The organism is cyanobacterium endosymbiont of Braarudosphaera bigelowii (genome assembly GCF_020885515.1).
Lineage (GTDB): Bacteria > Cyanobacteriota > Cyanobacteriia > Cyanobacteriales > Microcystaceae > Atelocyanobacterium > Atelocyanobacterium thalassa_A.
Window position 1 is genome coordinate 856,154 of sequence record NZ_AP024987.1, and the last position, 19,622, is coordinate 875,775.

15 protein-coding genes and 1 tRNA gene are annotated in these 19,622 nt (G+C 29.7%); 11 read left to right on the top strand and 5 right to left on the bottom strand.

Annotated features, from left to right (window positions below):
* The first annotated feature begins 44 nt into the window (after positions 1–44).
* The gene (locus LPC16_RS03610; RefSeq protein WP_040054202.1) at positions 45–1,229 is read left to right on the top strand and encodes an HhoA/HhoB/HtrA family serine endopeptidase; all 1,185 of its coding nucleotides are present in this window, start codon (positions 45–47) and stop codon (positions 1,227–1,229) included.
* Positions 1,230–1,477: 248 nt separating this feature from the next.
* Here the strand turns inward: LPC16_RS03610 and LPC16_RS03615 are convergent, their stop codons facing one another.
* Positions 1,478–2,251 carry a TIGR00297 family protein gene (locus tag LPC16_RS03615; RefSeq protein WP_040054203.1) on the bottom strand — a complete coding sequence of 258 codons (774 nt, stop codon included), beginning with the start codon at positions 2,249–2,251 and terminating at the stop codon, positions 1,478–1,480.
* Between the two features lie 302 nt (positions 2,252–2,553).
* On the opposite strand from LPC16_RS03615, the gene LPC16_RS03620 reads away from it, so the two are divergent.
* The 5 genes from LPC16_RS03620 (at position 2,554) to LPC16_RS03640 (ending at position 5,902) form a co-directional block, all read left to right on the top strand.
* Positions 2,554–2,910 (top strand): HesB/IscA family protein, encoded by a 357-nt coding sequence (locus tag LPC16_RS03620; protein ID WP_040054204.1) that lies wholly within the window; start codon positions 2,554–2,556, stop codon positions 2,908–2,910.
* An 88-nt stretch (positions 2,911–2,998) separates the two neighbouring features.
* Positions 2,999–3,424: a hypothetical protein gene (locus LPC16_RS03625; RefSeq protein ID WP_040054205.1), complete on the top strand. Its 426-nt coding sequence runs from the start codon at positions 2,999–3,001 to the stop codon at positions 3,422–3,424.
* Between the two features lie 147 nt (positions 3,425–3,571).
* A tRNA-Leu gene (locus tag LPC16_RS03630) sits at positions 3,572–3,653 on the top strand.
* 373 nt (positions 3,654–4,026) lie between these two features.
* Positions 4,027–4,833: a photosystem I biogenesis protein BtpA gene (btpA, locus tag LPC16_RS03635; protein ID WP_040054206.1), complete on the top strand. Its 807-nt coding sequence runs from the start codon at positions 4,027–4,029 to the stop codon at positions 4,831–4,833.
* 88 nt (positions 4,834–4,921) lie between these two features.
* Positions 4,922–5,902 (top strand): vitamin K epoxide reductase family protein, encoded by a 981-nt coding sequence (locus LPC16_RS03640; protein WP_229636854.1) that lies wholly within the window; start codon positions 4,922–4,924, stop codon positions 5,900–5,902.
* A 122-nt stretch (positions 5,903–6,024) separates the two neighbouring features.
* Here LPC16_RS03640 and holA read toward each other — a convergent pair whose 3' ends face one another.
* Entirely contained in the window at positions 6,025–7,005 is a 981-nt protein-coding gene (gene holA / locus LPC16_RS03645; protein WP_229636855.1) for a DNA polymerase III subunit delta, read from the bottom strand.
* A gap of 252 nt (positions 7,006–7,257) precedes the next feature.
* Between holA and LPC16_RS03650 the strand changes: the two genes are divergently transcribed.
* The gene (locus tag LPC16_RS03650) at positions 7,258–7,839 is read left to right on the top strand and encodes a glyoxalase-like domain protein (protein ID WP_040054209.1); all 582 of its coding nucleotides are present in this window, start codon (positions 7,258–7,260) and stop codon (positions 7,837–7,839) included.
* 41 nt (positions 7,840–7,880) lie between these two features.
* Here LPC16_RS03650 and LPC16_RS03655 read toward each other — a convergent pair whose 3' ends face one another.
* The gene (locus LPC16_RS03655; RefSeq protein ID WP_229636856.1) at positions 7,881–8,663 is read right to left on the bottom strand and encodes a DUF8623 domain-containing protein; all 783 of its coding nucleotides are present in this window, start codon (positions 8,661–8,663) and stop codon (positions 7,881–7,883) included.
* Positions 8,664–8,724: 61 nt separating this feature from the next.
* Here LPC16_RS03655 and murG point away from each other — a divergent pair, with 61 nt between their 5' ends.
* From murG to LPC16_RS03675, 4 genes are all read left to right on the top strand, one after another.
* Positions 8,725–9,777 carry an undecaprenyldiphospho-muramoylpentapeptide beta-N-acetylglucosaminyltransferase gene (gene murG / locus LPC16_RS03660; protein WP_229636857.1) on the top strand — a complete coding sequence of 351 codons (1,053 nt, stop codon included), beginning with the start codon at positions 8,725–8,727 and terminating at the stop codon, positions 9,775–9,777.
* Between the two features lie 321 nt (positions 9,778–10,098).
* Positions 10,099–11,781 carry an ABC1 kinase family protein gene (locus LPC16_RS03665; protein WP_407084167.1) on the top strand — a complete coding sequence of 561 codons (1,683 nt, stop codon included), beginning with the start codon at positions 10,099–10,101 and terminating at the stop codon, positions 11,779–11,781.
* A gap of 348 nt (positions 11,782–12,129) precedes the next feature.
* The gene (locus LPC16_RS03670) at positions 12,130–12,294 is read left to right on the top strand and encodes a hypothetical protein (RefSeq protein ID WP_229636858.1); all 165 of its coding nucleotides are present in this window, start codon (positions 12,130–12,132) and stop codon (positions 12,292–12,294) included.
* A gap of 34 nt (positions 12,295–12,328) precedes the next feature.
* On the top strand, positions 12,329–15,355 hold the full coding sequence (locus tag LPC16_RS03675; RefSeq protein WP_229636859.1) for an AAA family ATPase: 3,027 nt from the start codon (positions 12,329–12,331) through the stop codon (positions 15,353–15,355).
* A gap of 181 nt (positions 15,356–15,536) precedes the next feature.
* Here LPC16_RS03675 and dnaB read toward each other — a convergent pair whose 3' ends face one another.
* Positions 15,537–16,871 (bottom strand): replicative DNA helicase, encoded by a 1,335-nt coding sequence (gene dnaB, locus LPC16_RS03680; protein WP_407084168.1) that lies wholly within the window; start codon positions 16,869–16,871, stop codon positions 15,537–15,539.
* A gap of 513 nt (positions 16,872–17,384) precedes the next feature.
* Entirely contained in the window at positions 17,385–19,319 is a 1,935-nt protein-coding gene (locus LPC16_RS03685; RefSeq protein ID WP_229636860.1) for an ABC1 kinase family protein, read from the bottom strand.
* Positions 19,320–19,622 lie beyond the last annotated feature (303 nt).

Below are 19,622 nucleotides of genomic sequence, written 5' to 3' on the forward strand. Positions count from 1 at the left end.
TTAATAGTTTTAAAGGAAAATTGTTAAGGAATTAGTTAAGAACTATGAAAATTACACGACTTTTACTCAATATAAAAAATTATTGCATAATACTTTTATTTACCATAATTTTTTGTTTTTTTAGTTTTCACAATTCAGTCTCTAAAGCTGAACCTGCAAACATATCAGAAAAGGTGTCTACCTACAATAATAAAACCGAGCCAACAGATAACTTTGTATCGGCTGCGGTTATTCGTACTGGTCCAGCAGTAGTTCGTATTGATACTGAAACTCTTGTTACGAGACAACTCAATCCATTCTTTGATGATCCATTATTTCGTGATTTTTTTCAACATCAGTTAAGACCTCCTATCCCACAGGAACGTAGAATCACAGGACAGGGATCGGGATTCATAATTGATAAAGGTGGCATTATCTTAACGAATGCCCATGTAGTAAGTAATGCCGATAAAGTAACTGTAACTCTTAAAGATGGACGTACTTTCAATGGAAAAGTTAAAGGTACTGATGAGGTGACTGACTTAGCTGTAGTAGGTATTGATCCTCAAGGAAGCAATCTACCTGTCGCAAAATTAGGAGATTCTAAAAATCTTCAAGTTGGTGATTGGGCAATTGCTGTAGGAAATCCTGTAGGTTTAGATAATACGGTTACGTTGGGTATTATTAGTACTATTGGTCGCTCTGCAGCTCAAGCTGGTATCCCTGACAAACGTCTTGATTTTATTCAAACGGACGCTGCAATAAATCCTGGAAATTCTGGAGGCCCTTTATTGAATAAATTAGGAGAAGTGATTGGCATAAATACTGCGATTCGTGCTGATGCAATGGGTATTGGTTTTGCTATTCCAATCAATAAAGCAAAAACTTTACAAAAAGCTTTAACGTCTGGTCAACAAGTTCCTCATCCATACATTGGCGTGCAAATGGTTAATATTACTCCTGAGCTCGCTAGAGAAAACAATAGAAATCCGAATTCTCCGATTATTATTGCTGAAGTTGATGGTATTTTAGTTATCAAGGTAATTCCTGATAGTCCAGCTGCAATAGCACGATTGCGCCGTGGTGATGTAATCGTAGCTGTTAACAATCAACCAGTTAAGGATGGAGGAGATTTACAAAGAATTGTTGAAGAGACTCAAATTAATACTAACTTAAAACTTAAGTTATATCGTGGTGATCGTTTAATGGAGTTGACTGTTAAAACTAAACAATTAAGGGGAACATCATAGTTAAGTAGAGTAAATAGTTCTTATTTAAACAATGAACTATTTACTTATTTACAATATTAAAACCTAACATTTTTATATAAACAACTTATTACTCTTTTTTTTAAATATTGATTGATGCTTATTAAAGTTACTTGCTGATAAGATATAAAAAAGCAAGCCTGGCTACAATAATTAAAACTAGATTATTTAAAAGTAGTTAAAACTGATTTTAGATTATCTCATAATAGTATACAGTAGCTTTTCTTAAGTTATAGTAAATTTATTACTTTAAATAATTCAATTCCTAACAAAGATAAAGAAAAGGCTGCTAACGCACCAGCAGAAGTATTTATTATGTTAACTATATCATTAGTCATCCAACTTATTTTGTTCTGAAATTTTGCTCCAATTAAACTTTCTATATTTGTAGCGATAAAAGCAGCAACTATACAATAGAAAACTTCAGTTAAATTAATAAAATTAATAAAAAAACTAATTGATGCAATGAATACCGATGCCAGAAACCCTGCAAGAGTTCCTTCTAGACTAATTGCTCCTTCTGTACCTGGAGGTACCGGTTTTAGCGTAGTGATTAAAAAAGTGTTTTTTCCATAAACTTTTCCTAACTCAGAAGCTACCGTATCTGACAGCTTAGTACTTATGCTTGCTACATATCCTAATATAAACAATTGCGTATAAAAAGAACTGCTGAACAAGGTCCCTAAAGCACAAAAGAAAGCAGTTAGCCCTGAACCCCACACATTTTCTGGCCCTCTAACTCCCGATCTTTTTTCAGCAATTCCTGCTTTTTCCTTTTTTGATATACCGATATATGTCACGGCTGAGCCAACTATAAAATAAGTTGCAATTACGCTATATCCTTGCCAACCTAACAACCACCAGACAGAAACTCCTAAAAACCAGGCATTTAAATATCCTGGAAAAGTTAATAATTTTTTGGGTGAAACTATAGCTATACCGAGTAATAAACTATTTAGTGTAATGCTAACAAACCAAGAGTTATCTGAATATAATGTGATCATTGTATGTAATTCCTTATTTCATAATAAATACACAGATAAACCAATTCATCCAATCTTTTGACTTTTAGTTTAATCGATAAAAAACGATTATGATAAATTGAGCTTTAAATCATACTTAAATAATTAGATATTAATTCTGTAATAATACGGTAATTAAAAAGCTATGTACTTTGTAAAAGTAAAAAATAGTTTATGAATTGACTAAATAACAATATTTTTTTATAAAGATATTAAATGAGATAAAATATTATTAATATAAAGAGTTTGACAATTACTTTAACTTTCAAAGGCCACTATAAATTATGACACAAGCAAATCAAACCCAGTCTAAAGGAATAAACTTGACAGAGGCAGCTCTTGAACATGTTTTAAAATTAAGAGAAAAACAAAACAAAGACCTATGTTTACGTGTTGGAGTTAGGCAAGGAGGATGTTCTGGGATGTCCTATCTAATGGAATTTGAGAATCCTAAAAATATAGAGGAACAAGATAAAATATTTGATTATGACGGTTTTCAAATCGTATGTGATCCTAAAAGTTTTCTCTACCTCTATGGATTAGTTCTTGATTATAGCGATGCTATGATTGGTGGTGGATTTGAATTTACAAATCCTAACGCTAATCAAACTTGTGGATGTGGAAAGTCTTTTGGTGTTTAAGGGTAATACTTTACTGTAAGGCATAAATTTGAGATAGATTATTTTCTATTTCTTTCTATTAATTAACAAAATTCAATGAAACTAAAATATGACAGACTTATCTAAAACTGACTTTGAGGAAGGATTGGAAAGATACAAACAAGGGGAAAAAGCTGAAGACTTAATTGTTCACTTTAAAGAAATTTGTAATCATTCTCCTAAATATGCGATTGCTTGGACTTGTCTCGCTTGGTTATATTTACTTGTTGACAAGCCATATCAAGCTTTAAAAGCTGCTAAAAAGAGTGTTAAGATTGATAGTAAATCGCCTCAAGGTCGTATCAATCTTGCTCTAGCGATGTTAGAATGTGATGAAAAAGGTGTTCGTTCCCATATTGAGGCGGCAAAGCAGGTAATGTCTTTAGATCAAGAGACTTATCAAGAAGTTTTAGAGAATATAGAGGATGGCTTAAATAGAAAACCTGACTGGAAAAATCTTAAAAATATTGAAAAATGGTTATCACTAGCTAACTAACTACTCTTACTTATTGATCCTGTTTAAATGGAGTAACGTTATTATATTGTGTTTTGTATAGCTAAAAATTAAGATAATTTATTCAAAATAAAATTTCTAACTTGTTAAAAAAGTATAAAACGCAGTATAATATCGAATGAGCTTTATGGGCGGATGGCGAAATTGGTAGACGCACCACACTCAAAATGTGGCGACTTTGGTTGTGGGGGTTCGAGTCCCCCTCTGCCCACTAAACAAGAAATGTATAATGTCTGGCTTTATCTATAGTAAACAGTTTATCACTTTTTACTGAGTTAGTATTCAAATGGATATAAGTGCTAGCAATAATCTAGATACTATTTAATTAACTATTCTTTATGAATAAAATATAAATAATACATTAATTGTAAATACAATAAGCTTATAGTTATTTGATGAGCTAAATTTTATTGCTCATAACAATTGCATTGATTTCGATAATTGGCAATTAATTAATAATTTTTTGTATAATTAAATCTCAAAAACTTATTCTAAATTTTTTTAGTGGTTCGTAATAAGATACAATCTCGAGTTGAAACTAAATTTTAGATTGCTCAATTGCAGCCGACTATTAGGTAGATTCAGTGGACTTGACTCAAATTTTTAACACAACAAACCCAATCATTGGCGTTGTTCATCTGTTGCCTCTACCCACATCAGCACGGTGGGGAGGTAGTTTAACTACAGTTATTGAACGAGCCGAACAAGAAGCTACTGCTCTCGCAGCGGGAGGAGTACACGGTATTATTCTTGAGAATTTTTTTGATACTCCTTTTACAAAAAATAAAGTTGACCCAGCAGTCATAAGTGCTATGACTCTAATTGTTGATCGCATTAAAAATTTGGTTGTCATTCCTGTAGGCATCAATTTATTGCGTAATGATTCTATTGGGGCTATGGCTATTGCTTCAACAATGGATGCTCAGTTTATCCGTGTTAATGCTTTGACAGGTATTATGACTACAGATCAAGGCTTTATCGAAGGTAATGCTCATCAATTATTAAGGTATAGAAAAGAATTAGGAGCAAATGTAATTATTTTGGCAGATGTTTTAGTTAAACATGCTCGTCCACTAGACACTATCAACTTAACAGATTCGGTAAAAGATACTGTAGAAAAAGGACTTGCAGACGGTATTATTTTATCAGGTTGGTCTGAAGATAGTCCTCCTAGTATTGATGATTTGAAACTAGCTGCTACAGTTGCCGAAGGAGTACCAATTTTCGTAGGTAGCGGAGCTAATTCGAACAATATTGGCAAGTTAATGAGCGTAGCGAATGGAGTTATCGTAGCAAGATCTTTAAAACGTCACGGAAAGATTGGTGATCCTATTGATCCAATTCGTGTCGCTCAATTTATTGAGGCAACCAAAAGAAATATTGGTTCTTAGGAAAAACTAGATTATAGTAGTTCCTAAAGTTAAGGTCATAGATACCTTTCTGAAACCCAGGATAATTATATTTTAGTAAAAAATCACTATGATACATAAACGTTCTATTCCAGTAATATATCGTTGGTCACGATATATTATTGGTATGATTGCGATATCTGGTACGATCTTAACGGCTTATTTAACCATAACCAAACTGACTGGAACGACTGTATACTGTGGCGTTAATGATGCTCAACTATTAGGAACAGGTTGCAAAAATGTTCTTAATAGCCGTTATGCTACAGTATTTAATTTACCTTTAAGTTTGTTTGGAACTTTAGCTTATACCAGTATGTCTGTTGCCTCTTTAGGCCCATTATTATTAAAGTCTGAAAAAAATAAAAATTTTATAAAAAAAATTGACGAATGGACCTGGCAGTTTCTCCTAATAGGAGGAACTGCTATGGCAGTATTTAGTAGTTATTTGATTTATATTCTATCTACAGAATTATACTCAACTTGTTACTATTGCCTAGGTTCTTTTCTGTTATCCTTAGCTTTAATGATTTTCAGTATTCTAGGCAAAGAGTGGGAGGATATAGGTCAAACTTTATTCGTTTCTATTATTGTCACGATAGTAACTCTAGTTGGAATTTTAGGAATATATACTGATACTGAAAAACCGTTAACTCATGGCCGTGTTGCTATTAAACAAGTAAAAACAGTACCCCATCCTCCTAATGGATGGCCAATAACTTCTAGATCAGAGGAATCAGAAATTAAGTTAGCAGAGCATCTAACTTCTATTGGAGCTAAGATGTATGGCGCATTTTGGTGTCCTCATTGCCACGATCAAAAACAATTGTTTGGTTTAACAGCATTTCACAAAATTAATTACATTGAATGTGATCCTAGAGGTAAAAATCCTCAACCTAATATTTGTATTTCTTCGAATATAAAATCTTATCCTTCATGGGAAATTAATGGGGAACAATTGTCAGGAGCTCAATCTCTTGAAGATTTAGCAAAAAGTTCTAATTATCAAGGTCTTACTGATTTTAAATACATAATTCCTGAGCACAAATAAATACAAGTAAAAGCTGAGGAATAATAAATTTTACTTATTATTCCTCAGCTTTTACTTGTATTTATTTCTAAGAATTGAAATAAGGTAAATAAGAAATAAAGAACTAGATTTTTAAATAAAATCTAGGAAAATAAAAGGCATAATTCTAATATTTTATTTTTCAATATCTGCTCTGGATCACATCCTTTTTTCAAGTTATTTTCTAAGTCTAATAAGATAGGAAAAGTTTTCAGCAAATCTCTACTCTCAATATGTTTGATCTCTTTTTTTAAAAAAAACAAACGATTAGGATTTGATATTTCAGCAGCTTTGGCTATTATTTTATGATCATCTTCTCCTATCTCAAGTTTCAATTTAACAATCACCCAAGTTCTAAATTGTCCTATTAAAGTTGTTACTATTTTTAGGGGAGGCTCATTATATGATAATAAATTTATAGTTATTTTTAATGCTTTTTCTTTATTACCCTCAGATATTGCTCTAGCCAACTGTAAGCTACTATAAGTATTAATATTGACTATGGAAGAAACTATATCTTCCTCTATAGGCTTGCCTTTATCATAATTATAGAGACTTAATTTTTCTAATTCATTCCATAATAATCTAGTATTATTACCTATTGATTCTACTAATAGATCTAATGCTGATGGAGATAAATTAACACCTATTTCTTTAGAAAATTCTTGAGCTTTTGCAGTCAATTCATCTATTTTCCAAGAGGGAATTAAAGTAAACTCACGTATATCTGCATATTTTTCAAAAATTTTTGTTGACTTTAATTTCCTATTTGGTTTTTTACTAGACGTCAACAGAAGATTAGAATTATTAGGAATAGCTGGTATGAGACGTTCAATTTCAGAAATAATATCATCTGAACATTGTTGAAAAATAGAAGATTCTTCAAGCCATATAAATTTTTCTCCTATACCAAAAGCAGGAGTCATAACTTCATTAATAGCTTCTAATATGCTGTAAATATTTTCTTCACGTATTTTATTGTAATTAAAGTGTATCCAATCAGGATTGATGACTTTCTTTTTTAGTTTTTGAATAGTTTGATTAATTCTAAAATTATCTTCACCCCAAAAAAAATAAATTCCCATACTGAAATGTTAAGATTATTTTATAGACTCTAATATCATAGCTTTGATACTTAGCCTATATTAGGGCTAATTTATTTTGTATTAGTTTTTATCTTATTATTATAAGAATATCAAGTTTAAGAAGGTATTTTCTAATTTTTTCTTGGAAAATTAAATAATCCTTTGCAAAACTTTTAGAAAGTCATGCTACAAATTGCACTAAACATATTTTCTAGTAAAGTAAAGTAAATTAACATTTTTTAATCTCATTATATGGTTGTAGAAAAATACTTGTTATTATCAACGTATAACTTAGGAATAGCTTTTTCTGTGGATAATATTTTTTCCACTCAAGGAATTATAGTTATGTTATTAGTAGCTTATGGCTTTTCTATGTGGGCTTTTCTTACTAATGCACCTAAAGTTTATACAGTCATGGTATCCGATATTAAAATTGCACAAAAGTTTTATGAGGGTTTATTAAAATTAAGTGCAGCAGATATTCCATTACATTATTACTATACACCTGAAGAAAATCTAGGTACACTGGCAACAGCAGATCCTCTATATATGTCGATGAACTATACAAGCATGAGTGGTCTTAATCCAAATAGAACATATGGACTATGGTATCAACTCAAAAAGAACACTCAACTTCATATAATAAGTGGAGCGAGTTACGGACATAATAATCGTCAACGCCATATATGTTTTGATAATCGTTGCTTAGAAACTATTCTACTTAAGGTTCAAGCAAAAAGATTAAGATATAAAGTACGCTGTAAACAACCTCTTAATTTTTTAGTCAAGGATATTGATGAAAGAATTATTGAAATGTTAGAAATAAAAAACTAGTTACCATAAAAAAAGTATTTTTTAAAACAAATTATATTGTTTTAAGGAATAATCTTTACGCGCTTAGTAATCATTGTAATGCCATCGTTCCTGACAAGAATAGATGATAACCACTGATCTTGAGGCTTATCTTGTGGAGGTATTCTTTTAAACAGTCCTCCAGACTTTAATAATTTTAATGGTATTTTAGGGGGATTTAGATAGTTATCAATATTAATTTCTTCAGAAATTGCCATTCCAGCTAAGAGATTATCCTCTAAAGGTTCACTTAGGATAACATCAAAGTCAAATGTTTCCCCGACCTTTACAGTCAGAGGTAAATTAACAATAACTTTTGGTGGTCTCTCCCCAGAAGTTAGTTTTGTCGTTTCGCTTAATATTTCTTGTTTAATTATCTGATTTCCTTGAAAAGACTGATAGGATTTTACTGTTGATTCTAATTTAATTTCCCTTCCGTTACTTATTCTATTTCCTGTAACTGTAGTCAAAATTTTGACAAACAAATTTTTGCCTTTCTGTTCCCAGGATAATATTTCTGTCCGATATTTTAAGTTAGGATAATCTGTCCAAAATTTATTGACTCCTTCAGTAAGTTTTTTTAGGGTCAGTCCATCAGTTGTCCTATACTGGCTACTATAAAATGATTTTATACGTTCTAAATCTCTTAAATTAGCTGCATCATCAACTTGTCTAATAACTTTCTGAAGTTCCACCGGGATATCACTAGGATTTTCTGCATTAACTGGTATATATTTGCTTAAGCTTAATCCACAACCAAGTATGATAGTAAGGAACCAACGTTGATAAATCATACGTTTATTCATGTTAAGGTATTCCGATTAATAGTACAGAATCCAAACTAATTATAGCGAACTTTTTATCTTTATGATACGTTTACTCATAGCTGCAAGTGGTACCGGAGGTCATGTTTTTCCTGCTTTAGCAGTGGCAAAGCGATTACCTTATTGTGATATTCACTGGCTAGGTACTCCAAACCGCCTAGAACAACGCCTAGTAGATGATATATACCCTTTATACACAGTACCTGTTGAGGGATTTCAAACTAGTTCTATTATTAAAAATATACAGATTTTATTTAAATTACTCAAGTCAGTCTTTTGGATTAAAGAACTACTTAAGAAAAAAAAGATCGATATTGTTTTTACTACTGGAGGATATATTTCCGGTGCTGTTACTCTAGCTGCTTACATATCTGGAATTCCTGTCATACTACACGAATCTAACTATATTCCTGGGAAAACAACAAGATTACTAAGTTACTTTTGCAAGATGACAGCGCTAGGATTCAAGGAAACAGCAAAATATTTACCATGGGTTTCTACTATTTGGTTAGGTACCCCCATTAGGGAACAATTTTATACTTCTCAAAATTTAGATTTAAATATTCCAGCAAAAGCAATTCTAATAGTTATTATCGGTGGATCTCAAGGAGCAGTTTCAATTAATGATTTAGTACGTGAATGTGTCTTGGATTGGATCAAACTAGGTGCATATGTTGTCCACCTAACAGGAAATAATGATTCTAAAGCTAATACTATTAATCATCCTCAATATATTTCATTAACTTTTTATGATAATATGGCCGCACTCTTACAAAGAGCAGATTTAGCAATTAGTCGTGCTGGTTCAGGAACATTAGCAGAGTTAGCTATTACCAAGACGCCTGCCATTTTAATTCCTTATCCTTTTGCTGCAGAAAATCATCAATTTTATAATGCAAAGTTTTTTGTTGATGCACAAGCTGCATATTGCTATCAACAAAAAAAGTTGACAAAAGATACATTAACAAAAGACGTACTAGACTTAATAGAAGATTCAACAAAGTTAAAAAAAATGGCATATGAAATGTCAAAATTAATAACTAAAGATAGTGCGCAAAAGTTAGCAGAATTACTAGGTAATAACTTAAAAAGTTAGTTGCTACGTGTTTTTTATAGGTTTTTAATACAAAAAGACCTTACAAGGTGTTAATGTTCTAAAATAAAAGTATTGTTAATAAAAAATACAGCTTAAATATCAATCTATTATACTATTCTCAAGTTTTGGTCAGACAGGAAAAAATGTTATGTAAATTTTCATCGTAATGCAATTGTTTATATTTATAATTAAGAAATATTGCGGAAAAAAAAAAAATAAGTCATAATTACTAATATAACACCTACGCATGTAAGACCTTAACATTCTTTTTAATCAAGACTATTCCTATTATTTTTGTTTTAGAGGCATTAGTAAAAATTTGTGACTTGGCAAACAGCAAAATTACATAATTTAAATTCAGAGATTAGAAGACAAAAAAAATATGATGCTAATGAGATTGCACTATATTATAGCAGCCGTCCTTGGCAGGTAGTTAAGAGAGCAATTTCTATAGTATGGTCTTTTGGTTGGTTTTTTATTCACATTCAATGGGATAGATTTAATAACAGAAGAGATAGTAAAAAAAGACGTTCCATTGAATTAAGACAAATCCTTACTAATCTGGGTCCAACATTTATTAAAGTAGGTCAAGCTTTATCTACTCGACCAGACTTAATTCATCCAGAATTTTTAGATGAATTAGTGAAGCTTCAAGATCAACTACCTTCTTTTGACAATAAAATAGCTTTTTCAATCATAGAAAATTCGTTAAAAATTAAGATTGATAAAGCCTATAGAGAAATTTCACCGAATCCTGTTGCAGCAGCAAGTTTAGGACAGGTGTATAGAGCTATTTTATATACAGGAGAAGAAGTAGCAGTGAAGGTTCAAAGAGCTAATCTGGAATCTGTACTAACTTGCGACCTTTTCCTAATGCGTTGGGTGGCTTCTAAATTATCTAGATTTTTACCTCTTAATTTAGAGCATGATTTGACGCTGATTGTTGATGAATTTGGAAGTAAACTTCTTGAAGAGATAGATTATATTAACGAAGGAAAAAATGCCGAAAAATTTGCATATAATTTTCAAAATGATGCTGATGTAAAAGTTCCTAAAATTTATTGGGATTTTAGTAGTGATCGAATACTGACTCTTGAATGGATTCAAGGATATAAATTAACGAATACTGAACAAATAAAAAATGCAGGTTTAGATCCATACTCTATTATAAAAATTGGAGTAATATCAGGTTTAAAACAGTTACTAGAACATGGTTTTTTTCACGCAGATCCACATCCTGGAAATTTATTTGCCACTCATGACGGTCGTATGGCATTTATCGATTTTGGGATGATGGATCAGTTAGATAGTATTACAAAAGAAATTATTGCTAACTCAGTTGTTCAACTTATAAATCAAGATTATGATGCCCTAGCTCAAGATTTTGTTAAGCTTGGATTTTTAACTCCAGATACAGATATTAAACCAATAATACCTGCACTTGAGAAAATTTTAGGTAATGCTATTACAAAAAATGTTAACGATTTTAATTTTAAAACAATTACTGATGATTTTTCAAAATTAGTTCATAAATACCCTTTTCGTCTTCCAGCTAAGTTTGCTCTTATAATTAGATCGTTAATTACGCAAGAAGGATTAGCTTTAAGCCTAGATCCAAGTTTTAAACTTGTTGAGATTGCTTACCCATATATAGCTAAGCAGCTTTTAACAGGGGAAACTTCTCAATTAAGACGTAGACTGTCAGAAATTTTAATAAAAGATAATAAATTTCAATGGAGCAGGTTAGAAAATATGCTTACTATAGCTTCTTCTGAGGAGAGTTTTAACTTATTACCAACTGCACAATTAAGTTTACAATATTTATTTTCAGACGAAGGACAATATTTAAGACATAAATTATTGTTAGCTTTAACAGAAAATGATAAATTACACATTGAAGAAATTCAAAAAATTTGGAAGGTTATAAGTAATGAACTACATCCACAACAATTATTAACAATTTTGATTAATATATTACAAAAAACTATAACAGTGAAAATATAATCCATTTCACGAAGCATATTTTCACTGGCTAAATCTATACTTTTTTTAAACAGTAAAAATATTAGTTATAGTATGCTTAAATTACTAATATAGATTATAGATTTCTATTATCTTTTCCCTTAAATCACTGTTAAAAGGTTTATTGGTCAAAGATATTTTATGTAAAACTATATTTAGTATTAGTAAGAAATTAAATACTTATAATTAATATATCTATAGTTAATAAATATATTAGTTCCTTCTAAAGTGGTATTGTTGAAAATACTACAAATGAAAATCTTGCTAAAATGCTATATGGAACTAATTTTAGAATATTTAACCTAGCTCTATAGCTGGAGAGAATCAATAATGAATAAAAGTAAAATATTAGCTATTGTTACTGGATTAATTTCTATCTTATTAGCGACAGTCTACCTTATTATTGTCCAATTGCTAGATTTTCGAGGAGAAATGATTCCAGCTCCAATAATTGAAACTATTTTAGTCTTTCTAAACTCACAAAATTATTGTTAATAAAAAATAAATCTTTGATCATTAGGCAAATATAGTGATTCCTTTACAATTAACACTTAAAAATTTTTTAAGTTATCAAGATGTAACTCTTGATTTTCGAGGGTTGCATACTGTTTGTATCTGTGGAACTAATGGAGCTGGTAAAACTTCTTTGTTAGAAGCAATAGCTTGGACCATCTGGGGACAAAGTAGGACAAGTAGTGATGAAGACATTATTCATGTAAGTAAAGACTATGTAAGAACCGATTTCATGTTTATTTGTTATCAACAAGTCTATCGTATTATCCGTAGTCGTCAACGAAATCGTTCTAATTCTTTAGATTTTCAAATAAAAAGCTCTAAAGGATTCATTCCCTTAAGTATAAAAGGAATAAAAGCAACCCAAGAAATTATTACTTCTACTTTAAAATTGGATTATGAGACTTTTATTAACTCAGCTTATTTGAGACAAGGAAGAGCAGATGAGTTTATGCTTCATCGTCCTACAGAAAGAAAAAAAGTTCTTGCAGACTTATTAAAACTTGATCATTACGAAAATTTATCTATTAAAGCTAGAGAAATAGCACGACAATACAAAGGGAAAGCTGAACAAATAAAATTAAACCTTGAAGCAAATAGAAGGAAATTAATTAAAGAAAAAGGCATTAAAATCCGACAACAAGTTATTCAAGAAGATATTAAAGTATTAAAAATTTTACAAAATAAAAACGAACAAGTACTTCAAATCATCAAACAAGAAGATAGTAGTCGTGAAAGCCGGTTAGAAAAATTACTGTGGAATAGAGAACGTCTTCAGAACTTAAGACAAGAAACATTTAAATTAGAGCAAGAAAAAAGAGAGCTCGGTCAAAAAAGCTGTAATTATGGAAAACTAATTAATCAGGGAGAGAAAATTTCTAGAAAGTATAAAAAATTTCTTTTTTTCCGTAAACAAGAAGAAACTTTAGTTTATCAATTTAAAGAATTTCAAAAGTTAAACGAGGAAAAGCAAAAGTTAGAAAAGCATTTTTTATATAGAAATAACCAATTACAATTAAAAATTAAGTATCAACAAATTTTTTTAGAACAATTAGAGAAAGAAGACAAGGAGTTACAAAAAACAATAAACGATACTAAAGATTTGAAATTGGCTTTAAAAACACTTAATTTTTATAGCCAAGAATTAACAAAATTAGATGAATTACAACATGAAGTTTCTCCATTAATAAAAAAAAGACAAGAATTAATAAATCAAATATTAAAAATCAAGATAGATTTTCAGTTAAAATTAGAACAAATAAATATTTTAGAGAGTAATTATATCCAGGAATTAGTTATAATTCCTCGTAAAAGAAAGATATTATGTAATTTAAACAATAATATTTATGATTTTGAAAATGAAAGAACTTATCATAAACAAATAAAAAATAAAATTGAGGAAAAGAAAATTGTCCAAGGTAAACTGTTAATCGATCAACAAAATAATATAAAAGAAATAGATAAGTTGTGGCAAAAAATACGTGACTTAGATATTAATCATTCTAATTGCCCTTTGTGTGAACAAGAGTTGGATCAAGAACGTCGTTATGATGTTCTTGAAAAAATAATAAAGCAACATAAAAATATTCAAAAACAAGTACATAAATTACAAGAAAAAATTAATATACTTAAACAAAATATTAATTCGTTCATATTAAAAGATGCATCTCTAAAAAAAAAATTAGAGTACTCAGAAAAAATACAGCAAAATTTTTGTCAAATTGAAGTGCACTTAAATAAGTTAGGAGAGATGAAAGATAAACTTAAGTATATAGTAAAAGAAAAAGTAAAAATTACAAAACTGATTAAAACTGAATCTTTTGATTCAGTTTTGCAAGATAAGTTAAAGACTCTTGAAAAGAAATTAACAGAGCTCAACTATACAGAAGAAAATCATATATTAGTGAGAAACAAAGCTAATAAATGGCGTTGGGCTGAAATTAAAAACTCTAAAGTTAATGACTTACTTCATAGACAAAAACAAATTTTTGAACAAAAGTCTAATCTAATTCAACTTATTAATCAATTAGTAAAACAAAAGGAAAAGCTAGATAATGTTTCAAGTTTAAAGAGAGAAATTAATATAATCAAAAGGAAACTAAAGGTATTAAACTATGATAAATCAATTCATGATAAGGTTTCTAGTTATATTCGTATTTCTCAAAATTGTATTGTTGATTATGAGAAACTACAAAATGCAAACAAGTCTTATTTTTCATTACAACAATATTTAAAAGTTGCAGAAGATAGATTAAAGAATAGCTATGAAAAACAAAATAGTGTTATAAAGATTGAAAACCAATTGTCTGAGAGACTAAACCTTACCAAAAACTACAACCAGCAGATAACCAAACTCACAATAATTTTCAAAATACAAAGACAACATTTAGATAAATTGTTTGAAAAGCAAGGTAGATCTGAACAAGCAATATCCGAACTTAAGATATTGCAAAATGAAAGAAGAGATTTACAGGTATTACATAATAATATTTGTAAACAGTATCGTATATATTCAGAGTTGACTAAATCTTTTAGTAAAAATGGTATTCAACTATTAATAATTGAAAATGTCTTACCTCAATTAGAAGCAGAAACAAATAAAATTCTTACACGCTTAACCGGAAATGAGCTACGTATTCAATTTATTACTCAAAGATTAGGAAAAGGTACTACCATTCGCAAAAAATCCGCAAAATTAATTGATACATTAGATATTCTTATTGCTGATACAGAAGGAACTCGTGTGTATGAAACATATTCAGGAGGAGAAGCTTTTAGAATAAATTTTTCTGTACGTTTAGCTTTAGCTAAACTACTAGCACAAAGAGCAGGAGCATCATTAGAAATGTTAATAATTGATGAAGGTTTTGGTACCCAGGATGCTGAAGGCTGTGAACGTTTAATTGCAGCAATCAATAGCATAGCCTCTGATTTTTCTTGCATATTAATAGTGACACATATGCCCCAGTTTCAAGAAGCTTTTCAACATCGCATAGAAATTAGTAAGACTAACCAGGGCTCACAAATAAGTATAGTAAACTAGTATATGTTATATAATTTTCTATTTTTTTTATATTTAATTTGTATAAAATTGAATATATGTGTAAATAAAAACTTTATTAACTAATAAAAATTAATTACTTTGAGAGACGATACCAGTTTGTATTTATAGAATCAAAAGAAACTTTTATAAATCATGTTCTTGAGAAGAAAAGTATAGAATATTAAAAGTAATTAGAGTTTGCTTGGATATTTAAAAACTTAGTTAATTCTGCTTGAAAAAGTAGTTGAATAGTTCCTGTAGGACCATTACGATGCTTAGTTAAAATAATTTCAGTAATTCCTTTATCTATAGTGTCAGGATTATAGTATTCATCTCGATATAACATCATAATAAGATCAGCATCTTGTTCAATAGAACCGCTTTCTCTTAAGTCAGACATCATAGGACGTTTATTATTTCTAGCTTCAACTGCCCTACTTAACTGTGATAAAGCAATAACGGGAGCTTTTATTTCACGCGCTAAACCTTTTAGAGAACGTGTCATTTTTGATAATTCTTGAACCCGATTATCTTTTTCTGCTCCTTCCATTAGTTGTAAATAATCAATTAAAACTAATCCAAAATCTCCTTTTTTTTCTGCTAGTAATCGACGCACTTGAGAACGTACTTGCATAACAGTAACATTTGCAGAATCATCAATATAAATTGGTAGATTGGATAAAGTACCAATTGCAGTACTTATCTTACTGTAATCATCTTGAACGAATCTTCCTGAACGTAAACGATTACTTTCAATTCCTGCTTCCGATGCTAACAAACGCATAGAAAGTTGCTCTTTTGACATTTCTAAACTAAATATAGCTACTGGTAAATTAAAATTTTTAGCAACATGTGCTGCCAATCCTAATCCAAAAGCAGTTTTCCCCATAGATGGTCTTCCAGCAATGATAATTAGATCTGAACGTTGTAATCCTCCGGTCATAGCATCTAAATCATAAAAGCCTGTCTCTATTCCAGGAATAGTAGTTTGATTATGTAATTTTTCTAATTCATTAAAAGTCTGAATAATTGTTTCTGAAATTGGAACCAAGCCTCCTTGCGGTCTCTTCTGAGTTAAACCAAATATTTTTTTTTCTGATTCATCCAAGACAATTTCCAAATCCCTTGTTATTTCAAATCCCAAGTCAACAATCTCGTGACCAGAACTAATCAATTGGCGACGTAGATATTTATCCATCACTAATGTTGCATATCGATCAATATTGACAGCAGAAACCGTCCTATCAAGTAATTGAGTTAGCTTATCTATTCCACCCACTTTTTCTAATAATGAATGATCTTCTAAAACACTTCTGACTGTCAAAAAATCAGTGGGCTTTCCCTGACTATGTAATTTTAATACAGCTTCATAAATTTCTTGATGTGATCTTACGTAAAACGATTCTGGAGTTATTAAATCTACAACTCTTCCAATAGCTTCAGGATCGAGTAAGATCCCACCTAGAATAGATTCTTCAGCTTCGATATTTTGAGGAGGAATATTATTATTAATCATAATGAATAAAAATATGAGCGAGTTAATTTTGTTTTAATTAAGTTACTTAGATATAAATCTCAAATAGTTAGCGTCAAAACTTAATTCCCTAAACTGATTGAATAGAAAAATAGAGATTGATATTGCTCAAATATAGTCTGAATTAAATGCTAATATAATTGATTTTAAGCGTAAGATTACGAAATCTAATTATAAGAAGCCAAAAACTTAATAACAAAAAATTTAAAAATGTAATATTTTAATTAATACAATAAAGATAGAATTATAAATAACATTTTAGTGGATCCTTACAAACAAAAAAGCTATTTTAGGAATAAATTGTCATAATACTAGTAAAATTAGCCTTTTTGATAAAAATAGTTTTTATAGTTACTATCATCTATTTATAAGATAACAGTTTTATCGGAACAATCTACTTCAAAGAATCACAGAATATTTTTTAATACTTAATTATGAAATGTAGTATTTCATAATTAAAATCTATATTTAAGAAATTATTCCAGAAGACTTTTTTTATTTGGATTGATTTATTTCTAATAACAAATTACGAACTAAACGGGCCATCATTTTATGTGCTAATCCATCAAGAATTTTTACTCCCATTTGTTGAGTTTCTCTTTTTGCTATTAACTTAATTAATAATGAAGATAAATGCATAGGCTCAAAACCAGGCAAATCATTTAAAATTATCAAAATGTTTTTTAGATGCTTTAAACTATTATCTTCTTTAGGCTCTCTGATGCTATTTTCTCTAGTCAAGCCTATTTGTTTTCGAATTGTTATAGATAATTTAAACCAAATTTGACGGCCGAAAATATCAACAGAATCAATAACCTCATTAATTAATTGTTCTCGGATAAATTCTCCTTGTGGAGAAAAAATAAAATCTGCAATTTGGTCAAATACTATATCAATATCGTAACTTTGAAAATTTTGTGCATTTATCATCAAACTCTCTAATCTATTCCAACGCAAATTTCCCTTTTTAAATAATAGATCTGTTAAAGATCTTCTTAATTCAGGTGAAGAATCAGTTAGAAGACGTTTAGCAACATACGAATATGCTTTACTTAACACTTTAAAATTAGGATCAATTCCAATTGCAATACCTTCCAGAGTTACCATTGATCTTAAAATTAATGCATAATAAGCAGGAACTTTAAAAGGGAACTCGTACATTATGCTTGACATCTGATCAGTAATATTTTTGAAATTCAATTCAGCTACACTTGAACCCAAAGCATTGTTAAAGATTTCTTTTAAAGCAACTGTAATGGGAGTTAAATCCGTTTCAGGTTCTAAGAATCCTAACTTTACATAATCATAAGCTAAAGCATCAAAATCTCTATTAACTAAGTGAATAACTGCTTCTATAAAACCATATCTTTGATAACTTTCAATACGACTCATCATTCCGAAATCAAGATAAGCTAACTTACCGTCTTTCATTGCTAACAAATTACCAGGATGAGGATCTGCATGAAAAAGACCATATTCTAGCAATTGACATAAAGAGCAATGAACCCCTATCTCTACTAAATGTGTTGCCTCAATTCCTTGAGCTTGAATTTTTTCTATATTAGTAAGTTTCGTGCCTTCAATCCACTCCATTGTCAATACTCTTCTGGCTGTATATTCCCAATAAATTTTGGGAACATAAATTTCTGGTAAATGACTATAATGTTTAGCAAATTCTTCAGCGTTATTTCCTTCTTTAACATAATCAATTTCTTCAAAAATACGTTCAGCTAGCTCATCTGTAATAGCTACCAAGTCGGAATGAATAAAAGAAAAATTATTTTGTAACCAATGAGAAATATATCGGAGAATATAAATATCTAGCGTAATACATTCAAGTAAGCCAGGTCTCTGTACTTTAATTGCGACCTGTTCTCCTGTCTTTAATTTTCCTTTATATACTTGTCCTAACGAAGCTGCAGCAATAGGGTTTTCTGATAATTCTTTATAGATTGATTGAGCACTACAACCTAACTCTTCTTGTATAAAGCGATAAGCTATTTCGTTTGGAAAAGATGGTAGTTTATCTTGTAAAAGAGTTAATTCATTTAAATAGACTGGAGGAACTAAATCAGGTCGAGTAGATAAGGCTTGTCCAATCTTAATATAAGTTGGTCCTAATTCAGTTAAGATCTTCCTCAAATGAATTGCTTGGTTAGCATCTTCTTTAATATTTTTACCTATTAATCTACTCCACCATAATTTAAAAATGAAAGAAGAAAAACAAGAAAAAATACGAATTAAACGGTTAGCAACTTTAAAAATGTGCTTGCGATAATACTTATTAATTTCATTTGGATTATATTGATAGTTATTTTCAATATAATTATCTACATTTTCTGTATTTTTTTTAAATGGATGATTAGAGTTGATATTGATATTGGCTGTATTAAAATTCAAGTTCTCTAGAAAAAGAATTGAATGAGGCATAAGATCTATCTCACGAAATTAGAGGAATCATTACGTAAACTATTGTAACAACTTTTGTTTATTGATTAAAACTATTAACAAAGCTTAATCTGTTAAGTATTTCAATTTTTATATAAATAGTTAAGAATTATAGTTATGTGAATTGATGAATGTACATAAATTTCTTAAATCAAAACCATAAGAAGAAGTATAAATTTTCTATCAATTTTGAAGAATTATTTTTAATCTAATAATTAATATTACTATTATTAGTAATATTAAAATTATTTTCTGTATTATGAGGAGCAGATATACTTTATGGTT

Excerpts from the sequence above, each read along its gene's own strand:
- LPC16_RS03615 (WP_040054203.1), bottom strand. The coding sequence starts at position 2,251 with ATGATCACATTATATTCAGATAACTCTTGGTTTGTTAGCATTACACTA.
- LPC16_RS03670 (WP_229636858.1), top strand. The coding sequence starts at position 12,130 with ATGAATAAAAGTAAAATATTAGCTATTGTTACTGGATTAATTTCTATC.
- LPC16_RS03625 (WP_040054205.1), top strand. The coding sequence starts at position 2,999 with ATGACAGACTTATCTAAAACTGACTTTGAGGAAGGATTGGAAAGATAC.
- holA (WP_229636855.1), bottom strand. The coding sequence starts at position 7,005 with ATGGGAATTTATTTTTTTTGGGGTGAAGATAATTTTAGAATTAATCAA.
- LPC16_RS03650 (WP_040054209.1), top strand. The coding sequence starts at position 7,258 with ATGGTTGTAGAAAAATACTTGTTATTATCAACGTATAACTTAGGAATA.
- LPC16_RS03655 (WP_229636856.1), bottom strand. The coding sequence starts at position 8,663 with ATGAATAAACGTATGATTTATCAACGTTGGTTCCTTACTATCATACTT.
- LPC16_RS03640 (WP_229636854.1), top strand. The coding sequence starts at position 4,922 with ATGATACATAAACGTTCTATTCCAGTAATATATCGTTGGTCACGATAT.
- murG (WP_229636857.1), top strand. The coding sequence starts at position 8,725 with ATGATACGTTTACTCATAGCTGCAAGTGGTACCGGAGGTCATGTTTTT.
- dnaB (WP_407084168.1), bottom strand. The coding sequence starts at position 16,871 with ATGATTAATAATAATATTCCTCCTCAAAATATCGAAGCTGAAGAATCT.
- LPC16_RS03620 (WP_040054204.1), top strand. The coding sequence starts at position 2,554 with ATGACACAAGCAAATCAAACCCAGTCTAAAGGAATAAACTTGACAGAG.
- LPC16_RS03610 (WP_040054202.1), top strand. The coding sequence starts at position 45 with ATGAAAATTACACGACTTTTACTCAATATAAAAAATTATTGCATAATA.
- LPC16_RS03685 (WP_229636860.1), bottom strand. The coding sequence starts at position 19,319 with ATGCCTCATTCAATTCTTTTTCTAGAGAACTTGAATTTTAATACAGCC.